Origin of the sequence: Streptomyces subrutilus, from assembly GCF_008704535.1 — a bacterium.
GTDB classification, from domain to species: Bacteria; Actinomycetota; Actinomycetes; order Streptomycetales; family Streptomycetaceae; genus Streptomyces; species Streptomyces subrutilus.
In genome coordinates this window covers 2,651,632-2,674,534 of record NZ_CP023701.1, presented here as the reverse complement: position 1 = coordinate 2,674,534, position 22,903 = coordinate 2,651,632, and the positions used below count along the sequence as shown (strand labels likewise).

Genomic DNA, 22,903 nt, shown 5'->3' with positions numbered 1-22,903 from the left:
CGTCACGCAGGTCACATCGAACGGCGGGTTTCGACACCAGGAATGGCGGGAAACAACTGCGGTTCGGGTAGGCGTGACCCAGGTTGCGACCACCGTGGCTCGCACCCCTGACGGACCCCGGCTGGATGTGGCCGAGATCATGTCCTTCCCACTCGAACCCTACGTCAACACGGGGCTTGCGAGCTGCCCGGAAGCGTGACGAGGATGCGGCACCCCCGTGACGATTCGGCCACCCCGATGCGGCCCCCGTGCAGATCCACGGCCCACCGCGCGATGGCCAGCCCGAGCCCCGTCCCGCCGTCGCCGCCCCGCGCGCTGCCCCGGTTGAACCGCTCGAAGACCCGGTGGCGCTCAGCCTCCGGGATGCCCGGGCCCTCGTCGCGGACCTCCAGCGCCAGGCTCCCCGGGGTGTCGCCGGCCCGTGCGCGGACCGTCACCCGGCCGAGGGCGGGGCTGTGCTTGACCGCGTTGTCGATCAGGTTGGCCACCACCTGGTGCAGCCGCTCGGCGTCCGCGTACGCGGTCAGCTCGGGCGGGAACACGTCCAGGTGCAGGTGCACGTCGTTGCGGGTGTGCCCGCCCGACCCGGTGGACAGCCCCGGGCGGCCGGCCGCGGCCAGCCGGGACTCCTTCAGGACCCCCGAGAGGTACGGCCACACCTCGAAGCGGCGGGCGCGCAGCGGGACCACGCCGTTGTCCACGCGGGACAGGTCCAGCAGGGTCTCCACCAGCCCGCCGAGCCGCTCGGTCTGCTTCAGCATCGTGCGCATGGTCTCGGGGTCGGCGGCCGAGACGCCGTCCACCACGTTCTCCAGGACCGCCCGCAGCGCGGCGATGGGGGTGCGCAGTTCGTGGGAGACGTTGGCGACGAGCTCCTTGCGGTGCCGGTCCACCGCCTCCAGGTCGTCCGCCATCAGGTTGATGGTGGAGGCCAGGTCGCCCAGCTCGTCGCGGCGCCCCGCCTCGCGCACCCGGCGGGTGTAGTCCCCGCGGGAGATGGCCCGCGCCACCGTCGTCATGTCGTCGAGCGGCGCCGTCAGGCTGTGCGCCACGAACTGGGTGATCAGCATCGAGGCGATCACCGAGAACACCGTGATGAACCGCAGCTCGGTCTCGGTGCGCAGGGCCACCAGCAGCAGCCCCGTGGTGATGAAGACCGAGACCACCACGAGGGTGCCCAGCTTCGTCTTGATCGAGAACGGCGAGAAGGGCCGCAGCTCGCCGGCCGGCCGCTGCCGCCGCGGCCCGCTCACGGCTGGGCCGGGGTCTCCAGGGCGTACCCGACGCCGTGGACCGTGCGGATGCGCTCGGCGCCGATCTTCCGCCGCAGGGCCTTGATGTGGCTGTCGACCGTACGGGTCCCGGAGGCGTCGGCCCAGTCCCAGACCTCGGCCAGCAGCTGCTCGCGCGAGAGCACCGCCCGCGGGGTGCCCGCGAGGCACACCAGCAGGTCGAACTCGGTGGGCGTCAGGTGCACGTCCTCGGCCTGCACCCGGACCCGGCGCTGCGCGTGGTCGATCTCCAGGTCGCCCAGGCGCAGCGTGGCGCCGCGGGGCGCGGTCGCGGCGAGGGTGGCCCGCTCGACCCGCCGCAGCAGCACGTGGACGCGGGCGGCCAGTTCGCGCATGGAGAACGGCTTGGTCATGTAGTCGTCCGCGCCGACGCCGAGCCCGACCAGCAGGTCCGTCTCGTCGTCGCGGGCGGTGAGCATCAGCACCGGGACCGGCCGCTGGGCCTGGACGCGACGGCAGACCTCCAGGCCGTCGAAGCCCGGCAGCATGACGTCCAGGACCAGCAGCTCCGGCAGCCAGGCCTCGGCGGCGGCGACGGCGGCCGGGCCGTCCGCGGCCGTCTGCACCTGGAAGCCCTCGGCGCGCAGGCGGGCCGCGATGGCCTCGGCGATGGTGTGGTCGTCCTCGACGACGAGCACGCGCCGCTGGGCGCCGGGGGTCGCCGATGCGCCGTTGTGGGTGGTGTGCGTCTGTTCCATGTCCCGGTCCCGCCCCGTGAAGATCTGCGTGGTGGGGTGCAGCGTAGAGGAGCCACCGGCCTGCGGCTATGCGGGGTTCGGACAGGGCATTTGTGCGGAACGCCCTGGTCGGAGCGGGAATGTGGCGGGTGCGCGGTGGGGCGGGGCGCGACCGGCGGAGAGCGGCGCCGGGCGGAATGTGTCGGACGTGTGTTCGAGGTGTGGGCGGGGTGCGGGCGGGGTGTGGCGGGGCGTCCCACCGGGGCCCGGGCCGGCGGCCGGAACGGCTCAGGCGGGGGTGAACGGCGGCAGCGCGTCCAGCACCTTGCGCAGCGCCGGCGGCACGGCCTCCTGCTCGGCGGCCACCTCCACGCCGCCGTGCGCGAACGCGTACGTGAACCCGTCGTAGACCGTGCCCGAGCCCTTCGACACCCTGGGCAGCCGGGGGAGGTCCGCCTCGCGGAGCGCGGCCGACAGCGCGGCCAGCCGCTGCGGCGCCAGGGTGCCGGAGCCCTCCTGCGCGCCCGCGCCGTCCAGCCGGGTCCAGGAGCCGTCGCCCCGGACCACCACCGTGTGGGTCCGCCCGGCGTAGCCGCCGCTGCGCGACACCCGCACGAGGGTCTCGCCGGGGGCCGGGTCGCCGGACGCGGGCGGTGCGGTGGCCGGGGAGCCGGTGGCGGAGGGGGCACCCGTGGCGGAGACCGCGGGGGAGGGGGCGCCGGAGGGGCCGGCCGGGCCGGCCGGGTCGGAGCGCCCGGCGGGGGAGCAGCCGGCCAGGGCCAGCAGCGCCGCCCCCAGCAGGGCGGCCCCCAGCAGGGCGGCGCACTGCTGAGCCGGCGCGGGCCTCCGTACGGGTTCCGGTGCGGGCTCCCGGGCCGGGCGGGTCGTCGTCGCGGCCGCCGTTCGTCGTGCGCGCACGCCCCACCTCCGCGGGTCTTCGGGCCGAACCCCGAGTATGGAGTGCCCGTACCCGATCCGACAGCTCCCGGAGACCGCCATCCACCGCATCGCCCCCTGGCGCCTGGTGCCCGCACCGCTCGCCGCGCTCCTCGGCCTCTGGGGCCTGGAGCGCGGCGGGAGCATGTGGCGCGACGAGTCCGTCACCTGGCAGGTGGCCCACCGCCCGCTCTCCGGACTGTGGGAGCTGCTGGGCGCGGTGGACGCCGTGCACGGGCTGTACTACCTGCTCATGCACGGCGTCTTCCTCCTCTGGGACGGCGGCCTGTGGGCCCTGCGGCTGCCCTCCGTCGCCGCCACCGCCCTCGCCGCCGCCGGCGTCGCCGCGGTCGCCCACCGCCTCGCCGGGGACCGGGCCGCGCTGATCGCGGGGGTGGCGTACGCCGTGCTCCCGCCGGTGCAGATGTACGCGCAGGAGGGCCGCTCCTACGCCCTGGTCGCCTGCGCCGTGGTGTGGGCCACCCACCTCGCGCTGCGCGAGCGCTGGGCCGGCTACGCGGCCGTGCTGCTGCTCGGCTGCTGGCTGCACGAGTTCGCCGTGCTGGCCCTGCCCGCCCACGCCTTCGCCGCCTGGCGGGCCCCGGGATGGCGCCGGGCCGCCGCGGCCGTGGTGGTCCTGCTGCTGCCGCTGGCCTGGGTGAGCGCCCGCCAGGCCGACCAGCAGCTCGGCTGGCTCGGGCGGCCCGGCTGGCAGGACTGGGCGGCGTACGGGGTGCTCGCCGGGGCCTGCCTGCTGCTCGCCCGCGGGGCCGCGCCCGGTGTCGTACGGGTCGCCCTGCCGCTCGCGCTGCTGCCGCCCGGGGTGCTGCTGGCCGTCTCCCTGGTGCACCCCTGGTACGTCGACCGGTACGTGCTCTACGCGCTGGCCGGGCTCGCCCTGCTGGCCGGGGCCCGGCTCGCGACCGCCCGGCGCTGGTGGCCGTGGCTGCTCGTCGCGGCCCTGCTGGTGCCGGCCGCCCTCTGGTCGGTGTGGCTGCGCACGCCCGACAGCCGCAAGGACGACGCCCTCGCCGCGGCCGCCGCCGTGCGGGAGCGGGCGCGGCCGGGCGACGCGGTGGTCTTCCTGCCGTCCCGGCGCCGCGAGTGGCTGCTCTCCTCGCCGGACGTCTACGCGGGCCTGCGCGACGTGGCCCTGGACCGCTCCCCGGCCGCCTCGCGCACCCTCCAGGGCACCGAACTGCCCTCGGTGGAGCTCCGCGAGGCCCTCATCGCCTCCCCGCGCGTGATCGCCCTCATGGACCCGGCCGGACAGCCGCTGGACCCGTACCCGCGGGAGGCGGTGAAACGGCAGACGCTGGCCGCCTGGTTCGACCGCTGCTCGCTCACCGAGACCCGGGGGGCCCGGATCGCGGTGTACGCGCGGCCCGGCGCCTGCGACTGACCGGCGCCCGCGCGGCCCTCCGCCGGCCCGGGACCCGTGCCCGGCGCCGGCGGGGCGTGCGTGAGGATGGGGCGGTCCGTACCGCGGCCCGGGACCCGGCGGGGCGCGGACCGCGGATCACCCGAGCGTTCCGGAGGCGTCGCATGACCACACCACAGGGCCCCGTCGAGGGGCCGGACGTGCCGGACGGGTATGACGTGCCGGACGGGCCGCTGGTCGGGGAGGGCTGGCTGGCGGCGCGGCTCGGACGGCCCGGCCTGGTCGTCTTCGACGCCTCCGTCGGCGCGCACCGGGGCGCGGCCCGGCGGATCCCCGGGGCCCGGCCGTTCGACCTCGACGGAGCCCTCTCGGACCACACGGCCCCCGCACCCCACACCATGCCCGGGACCGCTGACCTCACCGGGGCCCTGCGCGGCCTCGGCCTCCACGACACCGACACCGTCGTCGTCTACGACGGGGCCGGCATCCACTCCAGCGCCCGTGCCTGGTGGATGCTGCGCGCCGTCGGCTTCGACCGGGCCGCCGTGCTCGACGGCGGCCTGCCCGCCTGGGAGGCCGCCGGCCGGGCCGTGGAGAGCGCCGCCCCGGCCTACGGCGGACCGCCCGGCACCTTCACCGCCCGGCCCCGCCCCGGCCTGCTGGTGGACGGCGACGACATCGCGGCGGCCCTCGCCGACCCGGCCGCGGCCGTCCTGGACGCCCGCAGCCGGGGCCGCTTCGCCGGCACCGAGCCCGAGCCCCGCCCGGGCCTGCGCGCCGGCCACATGCCCGGCGCCCGGAACCTCCCGTTCACCGAACTCCGGCGGCCCGACGGCCGGATGCGCCCCGTGCCCGAGCTCCGCGCGGCCTTCCGCGCCGCGACCGGCGGAGCGGAACCGCAGCGGCTCCGCTTCAGCTGCGGCTCGGGCGTGACGGCCTGCGTACTGGCCCTCGGGGCCACCCTCGCCGGCCACCGGGACCTCGCGGTGTACGACGGCTCCTGGAGCGAATGGGGCCTGCCCTCGGAGCTCACCGTCACCACCGGACCGGAGCCCGGCGCGGCCCGGCGGGCCGGGGGATAACCCCACCCGGGGTGCGGGTACCGGCACCATCGCCCGGGGCGGCCCGCGCGCCGACCATCGGAGCATGACCCCTCACGCCGCGTCAGCCCGCCCCGCCCGTACCGCAGTCGTCGCCGTCACCGCCGGCGCCGTGCTGCTGCTCGCCGGATGCTCGCTCGGCGACGGCTTCCGCAAGACGGCCTCCGCCGACACCACCGTCACCGAGGCCGTCACGGCGGTCGAACTGGCCGGCGTACGGGCCGGGTCGATCGAGGTCACCGCCGGCGCCGGGCCCGGGGTGACGGTGCGGCGCACCGTCCACTACCGCGCGAGCACCGTCCCGGCGACGGGCCAGCAGGTCACCGGCGGGGTGCTGACGTTCTCCACCGACTGCTCCGGCGGCCGCTCGGTCGACTACCGCCTGGAGGTGCCGGCCACCGCCACGGTCCGGCTGCGGAGCGGCAGCGGCGACATCCGGGTGAGCGGCGTGGCCGGCGCCGAGCTGACCTCGGACTCCGGCGACGTCCGGGCCGAGCGGATCGCCGGTCCGCTGAAGGTCCGCACCACCTCGGGCGCGATCACGGGCACCGCGCTGACCGGCCCGAGCGCCGACGTCCGATCGGCCTCGGGCGACACCGGCCTGGACTTCGCGCGGACCCCGGACGCGGTCCGGACGGAGAGCACCTCGGGCGAGGTCACCCTGAAGGTCCCGCGCGCCCCCTACCGGGTCGCGGTCTCCACCACCTCGGGCTCCCGCGAGGTCACCGTGCCCACCGACGACGCGGCCGCCTCCCGGCTGTCCGTGAAGACCACCTCCGGCGACGTCCGCGTCTCGGCCGGCTAGGGGGCTTCCCGCGCGGCGGCCGCGCCCGTCAGGAGCGGGCGCTTGGCCGTGCGGCCGTCGCCCGAGGAGCGGCCGCGCAGCCGGCGGCCCAGCCAGGGGCCCAGGAACGCGGCCGCCCAGCGCAGTTCCGCCGCCAGCGCCTCCGGGCCTCCGGGCAGCGGCCGGGGCGGCAGCGGCCGGGTCCAGGCGTCGCCGCTGCCGGGCAGCCCCAGGGCCTCGGCCACCGCAGCGGCGATCCGCTCGTGCCCCAGGGGACTGGCGTGCAGCCGGTCCGCGGTCCACAGCCGCGGGTCGGTGCTGACGGCGTGCCCGGAGGTGTCGACGACCGTGACGCCGTGGCGGGCGGCCGCGGCGCGGATCCGGGCGTCGAGCTCGGTCAGGCGCGGCGCGAGGGGCCGGGCCAGCGGTGCGATCCGCCCGAGGTCGGGGAAGGCGAGGGTGACCACGTGGGTCCCGGCGCCGGTCAGCGCGGCGAACATCGCCTCCACCTCCCCCGCGACCCGCCCCGCGTCGAACCGCGGCCGCAGCACGTCGTTGACCCCCGCGACGACCGTGGCCAGATCGGGCCGCAGGGCCAGGGCGGGCGCCAGCTGCCCGGCGCGGACCTGGTGGGCGAGCCGGCCGCGCACGGCCAGGTTGGCGTAGCGCGCCGTCGGCTCGGCGGCCGCGATCAGCTCCGCGAGCCGGTCGGCCCAGCCGCGCAGCCCGGTCGTGTCGTCGCCGTCGCCGACCCCTTCGGTGTGGCTGTCGCCGAGGGCCACGTACCGGAGGTGGCCGCGCCGGTCCGCGCCGCCGGTCTCCGCGCGGGCGCCGCGCACGCCGCCGCCCGCCGTGCCGCCGCCCGCCGTGCCGCCGCCCGCCGTGCCGCCGCCCGCCGTGCCGCCGCCCGCCGTGCCGCCGCCCGCCGTGCCCCCGCCCGCCGTGCCGCCGCCCGCCGTGCCCCCGGCCTGCGGGCCGCCGTCCGCAGCCGCGTCACCGGGTCGCACGGAGCGCCTCCCGGTTCCGCAGGATCCCGGCCGTGCGCAGGCACCAGTCCCGGTGCCCCTCCTCGAAGGCCAGACCGCGCAGGCAGGTCAGGTACGGGCCCACGGGCTCGCCGCCGAGCAGGAACTCCTCCTCGGTCGCGGCCCCGCGCATCCGCAGCAGCATCCTGCCGAGCAGGTCGATCTTGGCCGCGGCCGCCGCCGCCCGCTCCTCCAGCTGGTCGATCACCGGTCCGGCCCCGACGCGGTCGACCGCCTGCACCTTCACCAGCAGGTCGTCCCGGATGAACGACGGCTTCGACGGCGGCGCCGCGAACCGCTCCAGCTCCCGCAGACCGGCGTCGGTGACGCGGAAGAGCCGCTTGTTGGGTCGGGTCTCCTGGACCACCTGCCGCCCCGTGACCAGCCCGTCCTTCTCCAGCCCGGCCAGTTCCGCGTAGAGCTGCTGGGGGAGGGCGTGCCAGAAGTTCGCGACGCCCAGGTCGAAGGACTTGGCCAGTTCGTAGCCGCTGAACTCACCGCTCAGCAGGGCCGCCAGCACGGCGTGCCGCAGGGCCATGGCCCGCCCCCTCTTCTCTCGTCCCGTACGCACCCTTGTCCGGGCGCGCAGCGTACTCAAGAATAAGACTAGTCATATTGATGAGTATGGGGAGGGGATCAGGCCATGGAGACCGCCGCACGCTTCCGCGCCGCCGTCGAGGCGCGCGACCACGCCGCGCTGTCGGAGCTGTTCACCGAGGGGGTCCGCCTGCACAGCCCGGTCAAGTTCGTCCCCTTCGAGGGGAAGGCCGAGGTGCTCGGGCTGCTCGGCGTCCTGCTGCGCACCTTCGAGGACTTCCGTTACGTCGGCGCCCTGGAGGGGGCCGACGAGACCGGGGCGGACGGGAAGGAGGCGCCGGCGCACGGCCTCGTCTTCCGGGCGGGGATCGGCGGGCGGCAGGTCCACGGCATCGACCTGTTCCATTTCGACGACGAGGGCCGGATCGACGAGATGACCGTGATGGTCCGCCCGCTCTCCGCGGTCCAGGCCCTCGGCGCGGCCGTCCTCGCGGGCCTGCGGGAGGACGGACTCGCCCCCTAGGTGTGGTGTTCGGGCAGGTGGGTGACGCGGCCGGCGGGCGTTCGCCCCGGGCGAACGCCCGTCGGGGAACATCGGGCGGCGCGGGTGCATTGAGTCGGCATAGCTCAACTTCACTGCCGGAGGGAAGATCATGGCTTCGACGCCCGCAACGCTCACCCTGCCCGTGCTGCCGCTCGACGACGAGGTCGTGCTGCCCGGAATGGTCGTACCGCTCGACCTGTCCGACGCCGAGGTGCGCGGCGCCGTGGAAGCGGCCCAGGCCGCGGCGGGCACCGGCAAGCCCCAGGTGCTGCTCGTGCCGCGGATCGACGGCACGTACGCCGGGACCGGCGTGCTCGGCACCGTGGAGCAGGTCGGACGGCTCTCCGACGGAGACCCGGGCGCCCTCATCCGCGGCCGCGGCCGGGTCCGCATCGGGGCCGGGACCACCGGGCCCGGCGCCGCCCTGTGGGTCGAGGGCGAGACCGTGGACGAGGAGGTGCCCGACCCGCTGCCCGGAGCGGTCACCGAGCTCGTCACCGAGTACAAGGCGCTGGCCACCACCTGGCTCAAGAAGCGCGGGGCCTGGCAGGTCGTCGACCGGGTCCAGCAGATCGAGGGCGTCTCCGCCCTCGCCGACAACTCGGGCTACTCGCCCTTCCTCACCCTCGCCCAGAAGGTCGAGCTGCTGGAGACCGCCGACCCCGTCGCCCGCCTGCGGCTGGCCGTCAGGGCGCTCTCCGACCACCTCGCCGAACAGGACGTCGCCGAGTCCATCGCCAAGGACGTCCAGGACGGCGTCGACAAGCAGCAGCGCGAGTTCCTGCTGCGCCGCCAGCTGGAGGCCGTGCGCAAGGAACTGCGCGAGCTGAACGGCGAGAAGGACGGCGAGGAGTCCGACGACTACCGCGCCCGCGTCGAGGCCGCCGACCTCCCCGAGAAGGTGCGCGAGGCCGCCCTCAAGGAGGTCGAGAAGCTGGAGCGGTCCAGCGACCAGAGCCCCGAGGGCTCCTGGATCCGGACCTGGCTCGACACCGTCCTCGAACTGCCCTGGAACGAGCGGACCGAGGACGCCTACGACATCCGCGGCGCCCGCGCCGTGCTCGACGCCGAGCACGCCGGACTGGCCGACGTGAAGGACCGCATCACCGAGTACCTCGCCGTGCGCAAGCGGCGCGGCGAGCGCGGGATGGGCGTCATCGGCGGACGCCGCGGCGGCGCCGTGCTGGCCCTCGTCGGACCGCCCGGAGTCGGCAAGACCTCCCTCGGCGAGTCCGTCGCGCACGCCATGGGCCGCAGCTTCGTCCGCGTCGCCCTCGGCGGCGTACGGGACGAGGCCGAGGTGCGCGGACACCGCCGGACCTACGTGGGCGCCCTGCCGGGCCGGATCGTACGGGCCATCAAGGAGGCCGGTTCCATGAACCCGGTGGTCCTGCTCGACGAGATCGACAAGGTGGGCTCCGACTTCCGCGGCGACCCCGCGGCCGCCCTGCTGGAGGTCCTGGACCCGGCCCAGAACCACACCTTCCGCGACCACTACCTGGAGGTCGAACTCGACCTCAGCGACGTGGTCTTCCTGGCCACCGCCAACGTGCTGGAGGCCATCCCGGAGGCGCTCGCCGACCGGATGGAGATCGTCCGGCTCGACGGCTACACCGAGGACGAGAAGGTCGTCATCGCCCGCGACCACCTGCTGCCCCGGCAGCTGGAGCGCGCGGGGCTCGGCGCCGACGAGGTCGTCCTGGAGGAGCCGGCGCTGCGCAGGCTGGCCGGCGAGTACACCCGTGAGGCCGGCGTGCGCGCCCTGGAGCGCTCCCTGGCGCGCCTGCTGCGCAAGGTGGCCTCCCAGCACGAGCTGGGCGAACGGGAACTGCCCCTCGCCATCGGCGCGGACGACCTGCGCGCCCTCGTCGGACGCCCGCACCACGTGCCGGAGTCGGCCCAGGACCCGGCCGAGCGGCGCACCGCCGTCCCCGGCGTGGCCACCGGCCTCGCGGTGACCGGCGCCGGCGGCGACGTGCTCTTCGTGGAGGCCTCCCTGGCCGACCCGGAGACGGGCGCCGCCGGGCTCACCCTCACCGGTCAGCTGGGCGACGTCATGAAGGAGTCGGCGCAGATCGCGCTGAGCTTCCTGCGCTCGCACGGCGCGGAGCTGGAACTGCCGGTCGCCGACCTGAAGGACCGCGGCGTCCACATCCACTTCCCGGCGGGCGCCGTGCCCAAGGACGGGCCGAGCGCGGGCATCACCATGACCACCGCACTCGCCTCGCTGCTCTCCGGCCGGCAGGTGCGCACGGACGTGGCGATGACCGGCGAGGTCTCGCTCACCGGGCGGGTGCTGCCGATCGGCGGGGTCAAGCAGAAGCTGCTGGCCGCGCACCGGGCCGGACTGAGCACCGTGATCATCCCGAAGCGGAACGAGGCCGACCTGGACGACGTCCCGGCCGAGGTCCTGGCGGGGCTGGAGGTGCACCCGGTGACGGACGTGCGCCAGGTCCTGGAACTGGCCCTGGCCCCGGCCACGGCGGCCGCCGTGACCGCGGCGGCCTGACCGGACCGCGCGGCGCCCGGCCCGCCCGACCGGCGGCCGTACGGACGGCCCGGGGACCCCGCTGCGGCGGGGCCCCGGGCCGTCGGCGTGCCCGCTGCGAAATACTGGGCCCCCACCCACAGGCGAAGGAGCAGGACGTGCACGGGAGCGAAGACCAGGAGTTCCTTGCCCTGGAGCGGGAGCTGTCCGTCTTCCTCCGGCGCGCCCGCGCCTCCTCCGGCGAGATGGCGCGCGCCCTCCACCCCGAGCTGGAGCCTGCCGCGTACGGGCTCCTGACCCGGCTGGAGGCCGCCGGACACCAGCGCGCCACCGAACTCGCCGCCTACTTCGGCGTCGGCAAGGCCACCATGAGCCGGCAGCTGCGGGCCCTGGAGGAGCTGGGCCTGGTCGCCCGCGAACCGGACCCCGCCGACGGGCGGGCCTTCCTCGTCGGCCTCACCGACGAGGGCCGCCACCGCTTCCTGCGGGTCCGCGACGCCCGGCGGGAGCAGTACATGCGCAAGCTCGCCGACTGGGACCGCGGCGAGGTGGCGGAACTGGCCCGCCTGCTCAACCAGCTCAACGCGGGCGTGGAGTAGACCGCCCCTGTCCCCTCCGCCCCCGTCTCCCGCCCCGCGCCCGCAAGCCCCCCTACAGCTCCGCGTACGCCGCCGAGGCGTCGTCGTGGCGCTTGTGGCGGGCCGCGGCGCGCGCCGGGTCGGACTCGACGGCGCGGACCCGGCCGATCAGGCCCTCCGCGCCCTCCTTGCGCAGCACCGCCAGGCACTGCGCCCAGTCGCCCTCCCCGAACGTGTCCGTCCACCTGCTCGCCCCGTCCGTCAGCGCGGCCACCGCCCGCACCCGCCCGCGCGGGGTGCGCCCCGTCACCGCCCGGGCCGCCACCGCCGGATCGGCCGCCGCCGTGAAGAAGCCGCCCTCCGCGTTGCGCAGCGCGTCCGTGGCCGCCACCGAGCGCAGCACCTCCCGCGGCACCCGGTCGAGCCGGTCGTCGAGCACCGCCGTCACCGCGCCGTCCGGCGCCTCGATCAGCAGCACCGAGTCCGAGAGCACCAGGTGCTCCACGTACGCCCCGTCCCAGCGGACCACGACCACGGTCGCCTGCGGCGTGCGGACGTGAGAAAGGTCACAGGTGTCGCGGTGGTCGTCGGCGGTGGCGCGGACCGCCTCCGCCAGAACGCGGTCCAGCGGCATGTCCCGCCGCGAACCGGACAGTTCGGTCAATCGGCCGCCGAGCCGCGCCGTGAACCACGGCACCCCGTGCACGCAGCCGTCCGCGCCGGCCGGCGGGGTCACCCCGTCCAGGGCGACCAGGACGCCGCCGCCCGAAGCCGGGACGGCGGCCGACAGCCAGTCCTCATTGGGGCGTTCCGGGTCGCCCGGGGCCGAGGCGAGGTCGATGCGCATACGGACATACTGCCCGCCGGGAACCCGTCGCGCAGGGTCCGGCCCGTACCGGGCGGCCGGCGCCGCGCGGGCCGCTCCCCGGCGCTCCCCGGGCCCGCCGGACCCGCTCGCGGCGCCGGGCCGGGGTGTGGGCGGGCATCCTGCCAAAGCCTCCGTCGATCTTTCAACCGCCTGTCCACGGGCGCGCTCTGACGCCGGGTCCCCGAGTTGGTCGCCAACTCATCCGTGATGTTCACTCGTTCGAGTGGCCGGGTGGGCGATGTGCGGCTCTCTCCCCAACACACTGCAAAGGTCTGTGGCGGTACGAGGGGGCGGGGGGCGTTTACTTGTTGACCGGCCGTTACCTCGGCCACACGAGTAGACGAGCACGAGCACACGTACAGGATTGCGAGCACCGGTGCAGAAGAAGCGGTCTCGGAAGAACGGCACCGCCCTCGACGGCCCGGCCCCCGCAGGACGCCGCGTCCGCGTGCGCCGCAGGCTGGTCGTCGGCGTCGCCGTCGCCGGCCTCACCGTCCTCGCGGCCGGCGCCCCAGCCGTCGTCTCCGCGTCGAGGGAACTGAACGACTCCCAGAGCCTGGTCACCCTCGCGGAACAGACCCGGCAGACCCTCACCCTCGCGCACCTCCTCGGCGACGAGCGCGACGCCGTCGCCGAGTACGCCGCCAAGGGCCGCCCCGGCTCCGGCCGGTCCGCCGTCGACGAGCGCACCGCGCGCACCGACCGGCAGCTCGCCGACGTCCGGGCCGAGGCCGACGAGGAGACCGCCCGCGCCCTGGGCCGGCTGCAGACCGTCCGCGACGAGGCCGTCGGCGGCAAGGGCGGCCCCCTCGCGGCCCACCAGGCCTACGCCGCGCTCATCGCCGAACTCCTCGCCCCCGGCGACCGCCTCGCCGAGCTCACCCCGCCGCGCGCCACCGACGCCCTCGCCACCACCCGCCCCCTGGCCCCGCTGGGCCAGGCCGTGGAGCAGGCCTCGGCCACCCGCGGCCTGCTGGTCGCCGCCCTGTCCGTGCCCGTCGCCCGCGGCGAGCAGACCTCCGGCTCCACCGCCGTCACCGACGAGCTGACCGCCGCCGCCCAGCGGGCCCGCGTACGGGAACAGGGCGCCCTGGAGGACTTCGCGCGCTCCGCCCGCCCCGACGTCCGCCAGACCCTCGCCGCCACCGTCACCGGCCCCGAGGTCAAGTCCGCCGACGACTACCTCAAGCGCCTCACCGACCGGCCCACGCTGACCACGGCCGACCGCAAGACCGACGCGGCCGCCGTCGGCTCCGCGCTCACCGCCCGCATCGACCGCATGCGGTCCGTGGAGTCCACCCTCGCCGGCCAGCGGGCCACCGCCCTCGCCACCCTGCGCGACGAGGACGTGACCCGGCTCGAAACCGTGATCGCGCTGCTCGGCGTGCTGTTCCTGCTCACCGTCGGCGTCTCCACCGCCGTGGCCCGCTCGCTCACCCGCCCGCTGTCCGTACTGCGCCGCGGCGCGGCCCGCCTCGCGACCCCGGAGGGCTCGGTGGAGCCGGTCCGGTTCACCGGCCGCAACGACGAGTTCGCCGAGGTCGTGCGCCACCTGAACGCGGTCCGCGACCAGACCGTCTCGCTGCACACCCGGATCGCCGGGCTCGACGCCGACCGGCGCCGGATCATCGGCCGCAACGAGGCGCTGACCGGCAGCCGCGAGGTGCTGGAGGAGGAGCTGTCCAAGCTGCGCGGCGGGCTGGAGGAGCACCGGCGCATCATGTCGACGACCTCCGTCTCGCTGTCCCTGCGCACCCTCGGCCTGGTGGAGCGCCAGCTCGCCGTCATCGAGGAGCTGGAGTCCAAGGAGCAGGACCCGGACCGGCTGGCCACCCTCTTCAAGCTCGACCACCTGGCGACCGTCATGCGCCGCCACAACGAGAACCTCCTGGTCCTCGCCGGCCAGGAGCACGGACACGGGCAGGGCCACCCGGTCCCGCTCGTCGACGTCATGCGGGCCGCCGTCAGCGAGATCGAGCGCTACGAGCGGGTCGACCTCGCGGCGCTCCCCTCCTACACCCAGGTCGCGGGGCACGCCGCCGACGACATCTCGCACGTCCTGGCCGAACTCCTGGAGAACGCGACCACCTTCTCGCCGCCCGACGTCAAGGTGAAGGTCTCCGGCTGGCTGCTGGACTCCGGCGACGCGGTGCTGTCCGTCGTGGACGCGGGGATCGGGGTCACCGAGGACCGGCTGGAAGCGCTGAACGCCCGGCTGTCCTCGCCCGAGGCGTACGACGAGGAGCCCGAGGCGGAACACGGCCTGGGCCTCGGCCTGTACGTCGCCGGACGGCTCGCCGCCCGGCACGGGGTCACCGCCGAGCTGCGGGCCCCGCGCGACGGCGGCACCGAGGCCCTCGTGGTCGTCCCGGCGGCGCTGCTCCCGGCGACCCCGCCCACCTCCACCGTCCACACCCTCGGCGTCCCGGGCGCGGGCGCGGCCGCCCTGCACCTCCCGGGCATGATCGCGGAGGCCAACGGCAACACCCTGCCCGCCCGGACCCGCGGCACCGTCCCGCCGGCCCCGGCGGAGGCACCGGACGGGACCGCGCAGACCTGGGCGGCGGCCGACCCCGCGCCCGCCGACCCCGTGCCCGCGCCCGCGCCCGCGGAGCCGGCCGTCACCGCGCCCTCGTGGGCCGCCGCGGACACCGCCGCCGAGCACACCGCGGCCGCCGACGACACCGCGTCCACCGAGGGCACCGCGGCCGCCGGGGCCGGGGCCGCCGATACGGCCGGGGCCGCCGACGCGGGTCGGGCCGACGCGCGGCCCGGGGCCACCGCCGCCGTGCTGCCGCTGTCGGCCCGGGCCGCGGCCGCCGAGCCCCCGGCCCCCGTCCACGGAGCGGACCCCGTACGCGGTTCGGACACGACGTTCACCGTCCCGGCCCCGGCCGTCGCGCCCGCCCCGGAGCTCCCGGCCCGCAGGGCCCCGGCCGCCCCGGCGGAGCAGCTGCCCCCGGCCGAGCAGGTGTTCACCGCCGGCGCGGGCCCGGAGCCCGTACCCGCCCCGGCCCCCGCACCCGAGGAGCAGCTGCTGGCCCGGCTCGTCCCCGAGGCGGCGCCCGCCGCCCCGGACCCCGGGCCGGCCCCGGACGCACCCGCGCACGCCACCGCCGAGGCCCACCGGCTCCCCCGCCAGGGAGGCCATCCGGCCGACCCCGCGGCCCCCGGCGCCGCCCCGGCGGAGCCGGCCGGGACCGTCACCGACAAGGGCCTGCCCAAGCGGACCCCGCGCACGGTCTCCACCGGCCGCCCGGAGGAGGCCCGGCCGGAGCCCGCGCGCCGCGTCGACGCCGACGAACTGCGCCGCCGGCTCGGCGGGTTCTACCAGGGCGCCCAGGACGGGCGGCGGGTCGTCGCGGCCGAACTCGGGCAGGATCAGGACGACACGCACGGCCGGGGGCAAGGGCACACCGACCAGGGGGACACCGCACAGGAGGCACGCACATGACCGCGCCCAGTACGTACGGACTGAGCACCCAGGCCCGCAACCTTCAGTGGCTGCTGACCGACCTGGTCGAGGAGGTGCCCGGCGTCAACTCCGTCGCCGTGGTCTCCTCGGACGGGCTCCTGCTCCTCTCCTCCGAGCCGGGAGCGGAAGCCGCGCAGGACCGCCCCAAGGGTCCGCGCGGGGCCTCGGCCGATCTGGCGACCATCGTCTCCGGCCTGGGCAGCCTCACCACCGGCGCCGCCGCCCTCATGGACGGCGGCTCGGTGAAACAGACCATGGTCGCGATGGAGCACGGCTCCGTCTTCGTCATGGCCATCAGCGACGGCTCCCTGCTGGGCGTGCACGCCACGCCCGACTGCGACATGAGCGTCGTCGCCTACCACATGGCCCTGTTCGTCGGCCGCGCCGGCCACGTCCTGACCCCCGAAGTCCGCAGCGAGCTGCGCCAGTCGATGGAGAACACCCCGTGAGGAGTCCGGCCTCCGACCGGCTGCCGATACGCGGAGCCGATCGCCGCCCCGCCCGCGTCCGCCCGTACTCCCTGACGGGCGGCCGCACCCGCTTCACGCACGTCCTGCTCGTCGAGACCTTCGTCGCGGCCCTGGACACCAAGGCGGCGGAGCCGCGCAAGCCCGACCGCATGCCCGAGATGCCGGCCATCGTCGAGGTCTGCCGCCGCATGCGCACCATCGCCGAGATCGCCGCGTTGCTGAAGCTGCCGCTCGGCGTGGTCCGCGTCCTGGTCAGCGACCTCGCCGACCAGGGAAGAATCCGCGTGTACGGAACGGGCCACGGCACCGGCCGGCCCGAACGCGCGCTGCTCGAAAGGGTGCTCAGTGGGCTCCGCCGTCTCTGACCAGCCGGTGATCGCCGACGAACCCGCACAGTCCTGGCAGTACGACCGCTCGCGCGCGCCCGTGGCCGTCAAGGTGCTGGTCGCGGGCGGGTTCGGCGTCGGCAAGACCACCTTCGTCTCCTCCGTCTCCGAGATCACGCCGCTGCGCACCGAGGCGGTGATGACCGAGGCCAGCCTCCCCACCGACGACCTGTCCGCCACCCCGGACAAGCACACGACCACCGTCGCGATGGACTTCGGCCGCATCACCCTCGACGACGACCTCGTGCTGTACGTCTACGGGACCCCGGGCCAGGAGCGCTTCTGGTTCATGTGGGACGACCTCGTGCGCGGGGCCATCGGCGGCATCGTGCTGGCCGACACCCGCCGACTGCGCGACTCCTTCCCGGCCCTCGACTACTTCGAGAGCTGCGGGCTGCCGTACGCCGTCGCCGTCAACCACTTCGAGGGCACCCGCTCGTACGAGCCCGAGGACGTGCGCGAGGCGCTCAGCGTCCCGGCCCACGTGCCCGTCGTGATCATGGACGCGCGCAGCCGCCGCACGGTGGTCGAATCGCTGCTGACGCTGGTGGCGCACGCCCTCGACGGCACTCCCGAATAGCACCGACAGACGCGAAACGAGAACGTGACATGCGCAAGATACTCGTGGTCGGAGCCGGTCAGTCCGGTCTCCAGCTCGCCCTCGGCCTCCAGACGAAGGGGTACGAGGTCACCCTCATGTCCAACCGGACCGCGGACGAGATCCGCACCGGGCGGGTGATGTCCACGCAATGCATGTTCGACACCGCGCTGCGGCACGAGCGGGACCTGCAGATCAACTTCTGGGAGCAGCAGGCGCCGAAGATCGAGGGCGTGGGCGTCTCCGTCGCCGGCCCCGACGGCGGCCGGGCCGTCGACTGGCTCGGCCGGCTGGGGGGCTTCGCGCAATCCGTCGACCAGCGCGTGAAGATGGCGGGCTGGCTCGACGTCTTCGCGCAGCGCGGCGGGCAGCTGGTCATCCACGGCGCGTCCGTGTCCGACCTCGACTTCTTCGCCCGCACCTACGACCTGGTGCTGGTCGCCGCGGGCAAGGGCGAGCTGGTGTCCATGTTCGAACGCAACGCCGCGCGCTCCGTCTTCGACGCCCCGCAGCGCGCGCTGGCCGTCTCGTACGTGCACGGGCTCGGCCCGCGCCCCGAGCACCCCGACACCGAAGCCGTGCGCTGCAACCTGGTGCCGGGCGTCGGCGAGCTGTTCGTGATGCCGACCCTCACCACCTCGGGCCGTGCGGACATCCTCTTCTGGGAGGGCGTCCCGGGCGGTCCCGTGGACGCCTTCGCCGGCGTCAAGGACCCCTCGGAGCACTTGGCGCTCACGCTGGAGCTGATGGAGCGGTTCACCCCGTGGGAGTACGCGCGGGCGACGAAGGTCGAGCTCACGGACGCGCACGCGACCCTCGCGGGCCGCTACGCGCCGGTGGTCCGCAACCCCGTCGGCCGGCTGCCGGGCGGCGGCCTGGTGCTGGGCGTCGCGGACGTGGTCGTGGCCAACGACCCGATCACCGGGCAGGGCTCGAACTCGGCGTCCAAGTGCGCGGCCTCGTACCTCTCCTCGATCCTGATGCACGGCGACAAGCCGTTCGACGAGGCCTGGATGAAGGCGACCTTCGACAAGTACTGGTTCACCAGCGGCAAGCCGGTGACGCAGTGGACGAACGCGATGCTCGGCGTCCCGCCGGAGCACGTGCTGAACCTGATCGGCGCGGCCGGGCAGCTGCCGCCGGTGGCCAACCGGTTCGCCAACGGCTTCGACAACCCGGCCGACTTCGACGCCTACTTCTACGACCCGCAGGACGCGGCCGACTACCTGGCCGAGGTCACGGCCTCGTCGGCGGGGGACGCCCCGTCCGGCGACCCGTCCGGCGCGGCCTCCGGCGCCTCCTCGGCGGAGTAGCCGGCGTCCTCCTCCGCCCCCCGCGCACCGGCCGCCTCCGGCAGCGGCGGGGGGACGAACCGGTCCAGCGGGGCCCCGTCGGGGTCCGGCCGGACCGCGCCCAGCAGCGGGTTCGCCGCGATCGGCGAGACCTTCACCCGCGCCCCGGGGCGCGGGGCCTGGATGACCTTGCCGTCGCCGACGTACAGCCCCACGTGGGTCGCCTTGGGGAAGTACACGACGAGGTCCCCCGGCCGCAGCCGGTCCAGCGGCACGCGGGGGAGGCCGGCCCACTGCTCCTGGCTGGTCCGCGGGATGGACCGGCCCGCGTGCGCCCAGGCCTGCGAGGTCAGCCCGGAGCAGTCGAAGGAGCCCGGCCCCTCGGCGCCCCACACGTACGGCTTGCCGATCTGGGCGGCCGCGTAGCGCAGGGCGGCGCCGCCCGCGGCCGTGGGCGCGCCGGTGCGCGCCGGGAGCCGCCCGGAGTCCAGCAGCGCGCGCTGCGCGTCCGCCGTCTGCGCCGCCTCCTTGGCGTCCACCCGGGCCAGTTGCTCGGCCGAGAGCGAGGACAGCACCCGCTCCACCTCCTTGAGCTGCGCCGCGACCTCCTCCTTCTGCCGCTTCTGCCGGGCGGCCAGGGTCCGCTGCGCGTCCAGGGCGGTGCGGGCCCGAGCGGCGAGGGCGTCGGCCTGCCGTTCGCCGCGCGCGAGCCGCGCCAGTACGGCGGCCCGGCGGGCGCCCTCGCGGGCGGCGAGGCGGCGCTGGTCGAGGAGGGCGCGCGGGTCGCGGGCCAGGAGCATCCGGGCGTACGGGGAGAAGCCCCGGGCGCCCTGGTACTGCTCGCGGGCCAGGTGTCCGGCGAGGGCCCGCTGGGTGCCGAGCGCGCCGCGGGCCCGGCCCAGCTCGCCGTCCAGCCGCCGCTCCTCGTCGAGCCGGCTGCCGAGGGCGGACTCGGTGGCCTTGTACGCCTCGGCGGCCTCTTCGGCCTTCTGGTAGAGCCCCTGCAGCCGGGTCAGGAGCACGCCGACGGGTTCGGCTTCGGGGAGCGGGTCGGCGACGGCGCCGGTGTGCGGGCCGAGTGCGAGCAACAGTGCGGCGAGGCAGGCGGCACGGAGCGGCCGATGCGACATGGGATCACCTCCGGGGCGCCCGATGCTGCCACGCCCGGTATGACAAATCGCCCAACGGGGTCGGCGGGGCCGTACGGCGCCACCCGTGCGGCGGTAGGGAGTGCCCGGTGATGCCCCGTGGTGCCCGGTCGTGCCCCGCCGTGCCCGGCGGTGGCCGGCGGTGGCCGGACGGGCGCGCACCGGCCGCGCCGAGGGCGCGCCTCTTTCCGACCGTTTGTGACGACTCTTCGGCACACTATGACATAAGCGGACATACCATCAGTCGGCTTGCTACGTTTCCCCCATGACGGCCCTGACGGCACAGGTGGCGGAACCCGCGCCCCCGCCCCCCGACGCCCACGCCCCCCGGCGCCGGGGCGTCGAGCTGACGCTGCTGGCCGGTGCGGTCCTGATCTCCGTCCTCGGCCACCTCTACGTCGGCCTGGCCACCACCGGCCGCATCCCGGCCGGCTCCGCCCGCTACGCCGGCGGACTGGCCGGCGCCGCCCTGCTGGCGCACCTCGCCGTCCGGCTTCGGGCCCCGTACGCCGACCCGGTCGTCCTGCCCATCGCCGTCCTGCTCAACGGGCTCGGACTCGTCCTCATCCAGCGCCTCGACGCGACCACCCCGGCCCACCTCACCGCCGACGACCAACTGCTCTGGTCCGCCTTCGGCGCGGCCCTCTTCGTCGTCGCCGTCGTGCTGCTCCGCGACCACCGGACGCTCCAGCGCTACGCGTACCTCTCGGTGGCCGCCGCCCTCGTGCTGATGCTGGTGCCCGTCTTCTTCCCGGCGGTCAACGGCGCGCACATCTGGATCCGCTTCGCCGGACTCTCCTTCCAGCCCGGGGAGTTCGCCAAGATCCTGCTCGCCGTCTTCTTCGCCTCCTACCTCGCCGCGAACCGCACCGCGCTCGCCCTCACCGGCCGCAGGCTGTTCTGGCGGCTGCGGCTGCTGCCCGGCCGGGTCCTGGGACCGATCCTGGCGATCTGGCTGCTCAGCGTCGGCGTGCTGGTCCTGGAGCGCGACCTCGGCACCTCGCTGCTCTTCTTCGGCCTCTTCGTGATCATGCTCTTCACCGCCACCGGACGGATCGGCTGGATCGCGATCGGCCTGGTCCTGGCCGGGCTGGGGGCGTACGCCGTGGGCACCCTCGAACCGCACGTGAACAGCCGCGTGGACGACTGGCTGAATCCTTTCGCCTCCATCGACCGCGGCGAGGGCCCCGGCCAGCTCGCCCAGTCCCTCTTCTCCTTCGGCGCCGGCGGCCTCCTCGGAGCCGGGCTCGGCCACGGGCAGTCCTTCCTCATCGGCTTCGCCGCCAAGTCCGACTTCGTCCTCGCCACCGCAGGCGAGGAGCTCGGGCTCGTCGGCCTCACCGCGATCCTGCTGCTCTACGGGCTCCTCGTCTCCCGGGGCTTCCGCACCGGGCTCGCGCTGCGCGACCCCTTCGGCCGGCTGCTCGCCACCGGCCTGGCCTCGATCGTCGCGCTCCAGGTGTTCGTGATCGCCGGCGGCGTCACCGGCCTGATCCCGCTGACCGGCATGGCCATGCCCTTCCTGGCCCAGGGCGGCTCCTCCGTCGTCACCAACTGGATCATCGTCGCCCTGCTGGTCCGGCTCAGCGACAGCGCCCGCAGACCCGAACCGCAGGAGAGCGCCGCGTGATCCGCTACATCCGCTGGTGCGCGTACTTCTGCGCGCTGCTGCTCGTCGCGCTGCTCGTGAACATCGGCCGGGTGCAGGTCTGGGAGGCCGCGGCCTACGGGGCCAATCCGGCCAACAAGCGCCCCGCCATCGCCCGGTACGCCGAGCCGCGCGGCGACGTCCTGGTCGACGACCGGCCGGTCACCGGCTCCCGGGACAGCGGCCAGGTGCTGCGCTTCGAGCGGACCTACGCGAACGGCCCGCTCTACGCCCCGGTCACCGGCTACTCCTCGCAGACGTACGGGACCAGCTTCGTCGAGCGGGCCGAGGACGCGGTCCTGTCCGGCACCGACCCGGGGCTCTCCGCCTTCCCCCTCTGGTACGAGCTCTCCCGCGGCCGCCCGGGCGGCGGGAACGCGGCGACCACGATCCGCGCCGCGATGCAGCGGGCCGCGTACACCGGACTGGCGGGCAAGCGGGGGGCGGTGGCGGCGCTGGAACCGGCCACGGGGAAGATCCTGGCGCTGGTCAGCAGCCCCTCGTACGATCCGGGAACGCTCTCCGGTACGGGCCCGAGGGCCGAGGCGGCCTGGGCGCGGCTGAACGCGGACCCGGCCAAGCCGATGCTCAACCGGGCGCTGCGCGAGACGTACCCGCCGGGTTCCACCTTCAAGATCGTGACGGCGGCGGCGGCCCTGGACTCGGGCACGGTCACCGACGTGGACGCGCCGACGGAGACCCCGGACCCCTACCCGCTGCCCGGCACCAGCACGCTGCTGCCGAACGCGGGCACCGGCTGCCAGGACGCCTCGATGGCGGACGCGGTGCAGTGGTCGTGCAACACGGTGATGGCGAAGATCGGGGTCCGGGTCGGGCTGCGGGGGATGGTGGAGGCGGCCCGGCGGTTCGGGTTCAACGAGGACGGCTTGCGGGTGCCGTCGTGGGTGTCCCGGTCCAACTTCGACACCGACATGAGCCAGGACCAGCTCGCCCTGTCCTCGATCGGGCAGTTCAACACCAAGGCGACCCCGCTGCAGATGGCGATGGTGGCGGCCGCCGTCGCCAACGGCGGCGAGCTGAAGGCCCCCTACCTGGTGGACCGCACCACGCAGGACGACGGCTCGCCGGTGCGGCGCGGCGCCCCGCGTTCGCTCGGTCGGGCCATGACCCCGGCCACCGCGCTGCGGCTGCAGGAGCTGATGGTGAAGGTGGTGGACAACGGTACGGGCCGCAACGCCGCGGTTCCGGGGCTGGTGGTCGGCGGCAAGACCGGCACCGCGCAGCACGGGGTCGGCAACGCGGGCACCCCGTACGCCTGGTTCATCGCCTGGGCGAAGGCGGAGGGCACGGGGCTGCCGGGGGTGGCGGTGGCGGTGGTGGTGGAGGACGCGTCGGCGGTGCGGGGGGACATCAGCGGCAACGGGGCCGCCGCGCCGATCGCGCGGGCGGTGATCCGGGCGGCCCTGCCGGTCCCCGACCCGGGCCCGGCCGCCCCGGCGCCGGACCCGGCCGAGGGCCCCGCCGCCGCCCGCGGCCCGGCACGCCCGCAGGGCCCGGCACGGCCGCAGGATCCGGCACGGCCGCAGGATCCGGCCCCGGCCCGGGGCGAGGTGCCCGCGCCGGCCGCACCCGTGCCGGAGGCCGGTCCGGGGGGCGGGCCGCGGTAGCGGGAGCGCGGGGCGCCCGGTCCGCGGACCGGCTGGCGGGGCGTGCCG

General features: G+C 75.8%; 20 protein-coding genes. 13 read left to right on the top strand and 7 right to left on the bottom strand.

The features are described from left to right. Window positions 1–164 precede the first annotated feature (164 nt). The 3 genes from CP968_RS11335 to CP968_RS34060 form a co-directional block, all read right to left on the bottom strand. Window positions 165–1,253, bottom strand: a complete 1,089-nt coding sequence (locus CP968_RS11335; protein WP_150517896.1) for a HAMP domain-containing sensor histidine kinase — start codon at window positions 1,251–1,253, stop codon at window positions 165–167. Continuing rightward, a complete protein-coding gene (locus CP968_RS11330; protein ID WP_150517895.1) occupies window positions 1,250–1,990 on the bottom strand; it encodes a response regulator transcription factor in 741 nt (246 codons plus the stop codon). Before CP968_RS11330 ends, CP968_RS11335 begins: the two co-directional genes overlap by 4 nt. 267 nt (window positions 1,991–2,257) lie before the next feature. Then, window positions 2,258–2,887: a hypothetical protein gene (locus CP968_RS34060; RefSeq protein ID WP_167536791.1), complete on the bottom strand. Its 630-nt coding sequence runs from the start codon at window positions 2,885–2,887 to the stop codon at window positions 2,258–2,260. A gap of 37 nt (window positions 2,888–2,924) precedes the next feature. Here CP968_RS34060 and CP968_RS11320 point away from each other — a divergent pair, with 37 nt between their 5' ends. The 3 genes from CP968_RS11320 (at window position 2,925) to CP968_RS11310 (ending at window position 6,191) form a co-directional block, all read left to right on the top strand. Beyond that, a complete protein-coding gene (locus CP968_RS11320) occupies window positions 2,925–4,307 on the top strand; it encodes a glycosyltransferase family 39 protein (protein ID WP_150517894.1) in 1,383 nt (460 codons plus the stop codon). Between the two features lie 143 nt (window positions 4,308–4,450). After that, on the top strand, window positions 4,451–5,368 hold the full coding sequence (locus CP968_RS11315) for a sulfurtransferase (protein WP_150521860.1): 918 nt from the start codon (window positions 4,451–4,453) through the stop codon (window positions 5,366–5,368). A gap of 64 nt (window positions 5,369–5,432) precedes the next feature. Further along, entirely contained in the window at window positions 5,433–6,191 is a 759-nt protein-coding gene (locus tag CP968_RS11310) for a DUF4097 family beta strand repeat-containing protein (protein ID WP_150517893.1), read from the top strand. Here CP968_RS11310 and CP968_RS11305 read toward each other — a convergent pair. Both CP968_RS11305 and CP968_RS11300 read right to left on the bottom strand, forming a co-directional pair. Continuing rightward, window positions 6,188–7,009 carry an SGNH/GDSL hydrolase family protein gene (locus CP968_RS11305; protein ID WP_150521859.1) on the bottom strand — a complete coding sequence of 274 codons (822 nt, stop codon included), beginning with the start codon at window positions 7,007–7,009 and terminating at the stop codon, window positions 6,188–6,190. The genes CP968_RS11310 and CP968_RS11305 overlap by 4 nt on opposite strands. A gap of 154 nt (window positions 7,010–7,163) precedes the next feature. Beyond that, the gene (locus tag CP968_RS11300; protein ID WP_150517892.1) at window positions 7,164–7,733 is read right to left on the bottom strand and encodes a PadR family transcriptional regulator; all 570 of its coding nucleotides are present in this window, start codon (window positions 7,731–7,733) and stop codon (window positions 7,164–7,166) included. Between the two features lie 105 nt (window positions 7,734–7,838). Between CP968_RS11300 and CP968_RS11295 the strand changes: the two genes are divergently transcribed. From CP968_RS11295 to CP968_RS11285, 3 genes are all read left to right on the top strand, one after another. Then, window positions 7,839–8,255: a nuclear transport factor 2 family protein gene (locus tag CP968_RS11295; protein ID WP_150517891.1), complete on the top strand. Its 417-nt coding sequence runs from the start codon at window positions 7,839–7,841 to the stop codon at window positions 8,253–8,255. 130 nt (window positions 8,256–8,385) lie between these two features. Beyond that, window positions 8,386–10,785, top strand: a complete 2,400-nt coding sequence (lon, locus tag CP968_RS11290) for an endopeptidase La (RefSeq protein WP_150517890.1) — start codon at window positions 8,386–8,388, stop codon at window positions 10,783–10,785. Between the two features lie 137 nt (window positions 10,786–10,922). Continuing rightward, on the top strand, window positions 10,923–11,363 hold the full coding sequence (locus tag CP968_RS11285; RefSeq protein ID WP_229886105.1) for a MarR family winged helix-turn-helix transcriptional regulator: 441 nt from the start codon (window positions 10,923–10,925) through the stop codon (window positions 11,361–11,363). Between the two features lie 52 nt (window positions 11,364–11,415). Here CP968_RS11285 and CP968_RS11280 read toward each other — a convergent pair whose 3' ends face one another. Further along, complete coding sequence (locus CP968_RS11280; protein WP_150517888.1) at window positions 11,416–12,189, bottom strand: protein phosphatase 2C domain-containing protein; 774 nt, start codon at window positions 12,187–12,189, stop codon at window positions 11,416–11,418. Window positions 12,190–12,586: 397 nt separating this feature from the next. On the opposite strand from CP968_RS11280, the gene CP968_RS11270 reads away from it, so the two are divergent. The 5 genes from CP968_RS11270 to CP968_RS11250 are packed head-to-tail and all read left to right on the top strand — an operon-like array spanning window position 12,587 to window position 18,452. Further along, window positions 12,587–15,664: a sensor histidine kinase gene (locus CP968_RS11270; protein WP_150517886.1), complete on the top strand. Its 3,078-nt coding sequence runs from the start codon at window positions 12,587–12,589 to the stop codon at window positions 15,662–15,664. Beyond that, entirely contained in the window at window positions 15,661–16,134 is a 474-nt protein-coding gene (locus CP968_RS11265; protein ID WP_150517885.1) for a roadblock/LC7 domain-containing protein, read from the top strand. The genes CP968_RS11270 and CP968_RS11265 overlap by 4 nt, the downstream gene beginning before the upstream one ends. Then, window positions 16,131–16,520: a DUF742 domain-containing protein gene (locus CP968_RS11260; protein ID WP_150517884.1), complete on the top strand. Its 390-nt coding sequence runs from the start codon at window positions 16,131–16,133 to the stop codon at window positions 16,518–16,520. The genes CP968_RS11265 and CP968_RS11260 overlap by 4 nt, the downstream gene beginning before the upstream one ends. After that, window positions 16,501–17,121, top strand: a complete 621-nt coding sequence (locus CP968_RS11255) for a GTP-binding protein (RefSeq protein ID WP_150517883.1) — start codon at window positions 16,501–16,503, stop codon at window positions 17,119–17,121. Before CP968_RS11260 ends, CP968_RS11255 begins: the two co-directional genes overlap by 20 nt. A 29-nt stretch (window positions 17,122–17,150) precedes the next feature. After that, window positions 17,151–18,452 (top strand): styrene monooxygenase/indole monooxygenase family protein, encoded by a 1,302-nt coding sequence (locus CP968_RS11250; protein ID WP_150517882.1) that lies wholly within the window; start codon window positions 17,151–17,153, stop codon window positions 18,450–18,452. On the opposite strand, the gene CP968_RS11245 is transcribed toward CP968_RS11250, so the two are convergent. Next, entirely contained in the window at window positions 18,362–19,561 is a 1,200-nt protein-coding gene (locus CP968_RS11245) for a C40 family peptidase (protein ID WP_150517881.1), read from the bottom strand. The genes CP968_RS11250 and CP968_RS11245 overlap by 91 nt on opposite strands. A gap of 283 nt (window positions 19,562–19,844) precedes the next feature. Here CP968_RS11245 and CP968_RS11240 point away from each other — a divergent pair, with 283 nt between their 5' ends. Further along, window positions 19,845–21,209, top strand: a complete 1,365-nt coding sequence (locus CP968_RS11240; protein ID WP_150517880.1) for an FtsW/RodA/SpoVE family cell cycle protein — start codon at window positions 19,845–19,847, stop codon at window positions 21,207–21,209. After that, the gene (locus CP968_RS11235) at window positions 21,206–22,855 is read left to right on the top strand and encodes a penicillin-binding transpeptidase domain-containing protein (protein WP_229886107.1); all 1,650 of its coding nucleotides are present in this window, start codon (window positions 21,206–21,208) and stop codon (window positions 22,853–22,855) included. Before CP968_RS11240 ends, CP968_RS11235 begins: the two co-directional genes overlap by 4 nt. Window positions 22,856–22,903 lie beyond the last annotated feature (48 nt).

Excerpts from the sequence above, each read along its gene's own strand:
- CP968_RS11300 (WP_150517892.1), bottom strand. The coding sequence starts at position 7,733 with ATGGCCCTGCGGCACGCCGTGCTGGCGGCCCTGCTGAGCGGTGAGTTC.
- CP968_RS11245 (WP_150517881.1), bottom strand. The coding sequence starts at position 19,561 with ATGTCGCATCGGCCGCTCCGTGCCGCCTGCCTCGCCGCACTGTTGCTC.
- CP968_RS11240 (WP_150517880.1), top strand. The coding sequence starts at position 19,845 with ATGACGGCCCTGACGGCACAGGTGGCGGAACCCGCGCCCCCGCCCCCC.
- CP968_RS11250 (WP_150517882.1), top strand. The coding sequence starts at position 17,151 with ATGCGCAAGATACTCGTGGTCGGAGCCGGTCAGTCCGGTCTCCAGCTC.
- CP968_RS11280 (WP_150517888.1), bottom strand. The coding sequence starts at position 12,189 with ATGCGCATCGACCTCGCCTCGGCCCCGGGCGACCCGGAACGCCCCAAT.
- CP968_RS11310 (WP_150517893.1), top strand. The coding sequence starts at position 5,433 with ATGACCCCTCACGCCGCGTCAGCCCGCCCCGCCCGTACCGCAGTCGTC.
- CP968_RS11320 (WP_150517894.1), top strand. The coding sequence starts at position 2,925 with ATGGAGTGCCCGTACCCGATCCGACAGCTCCCGGAGACCGCCATCCAC.
- CP968_RS11295 (WP_150517891.1), top strand. The coding sequence starts at position 7,839 with ATGGAGACCGCCGCACGCTTCCGCGCCGCCGTCGAGGCGCGCGACCAC.
- CP968_RS11330 (WP_150517895.1), bottom strand. The coding sequence starts at position 1,990 with ATGGAACAGACGCACACCACCCACAACGGCGCATCGGCGACCCCCGGC.
- lon (WP_150517890.1), top strand. The coding sequence starts at position 8,386 with ATGGCTTCGACGCCCGCAACGCTCACCCTGCCCGTGCTGCCGCTCGAC.
- CP968_RS11265 (WP_150517885.1), top strand. The coding sequence starts at position 15,661 with ATGACCGCGCCCAGTACGTACGGACTGAGCACCCAGGCCCGCAACCTT.
- CP968_RS11315 (WP_150521860.1), top strand. The coding sequence starts at position 4,451 with ATGACCACACCACAGGGCCCCGTCGAGGGGCCGGACGTGCCGGACGGG.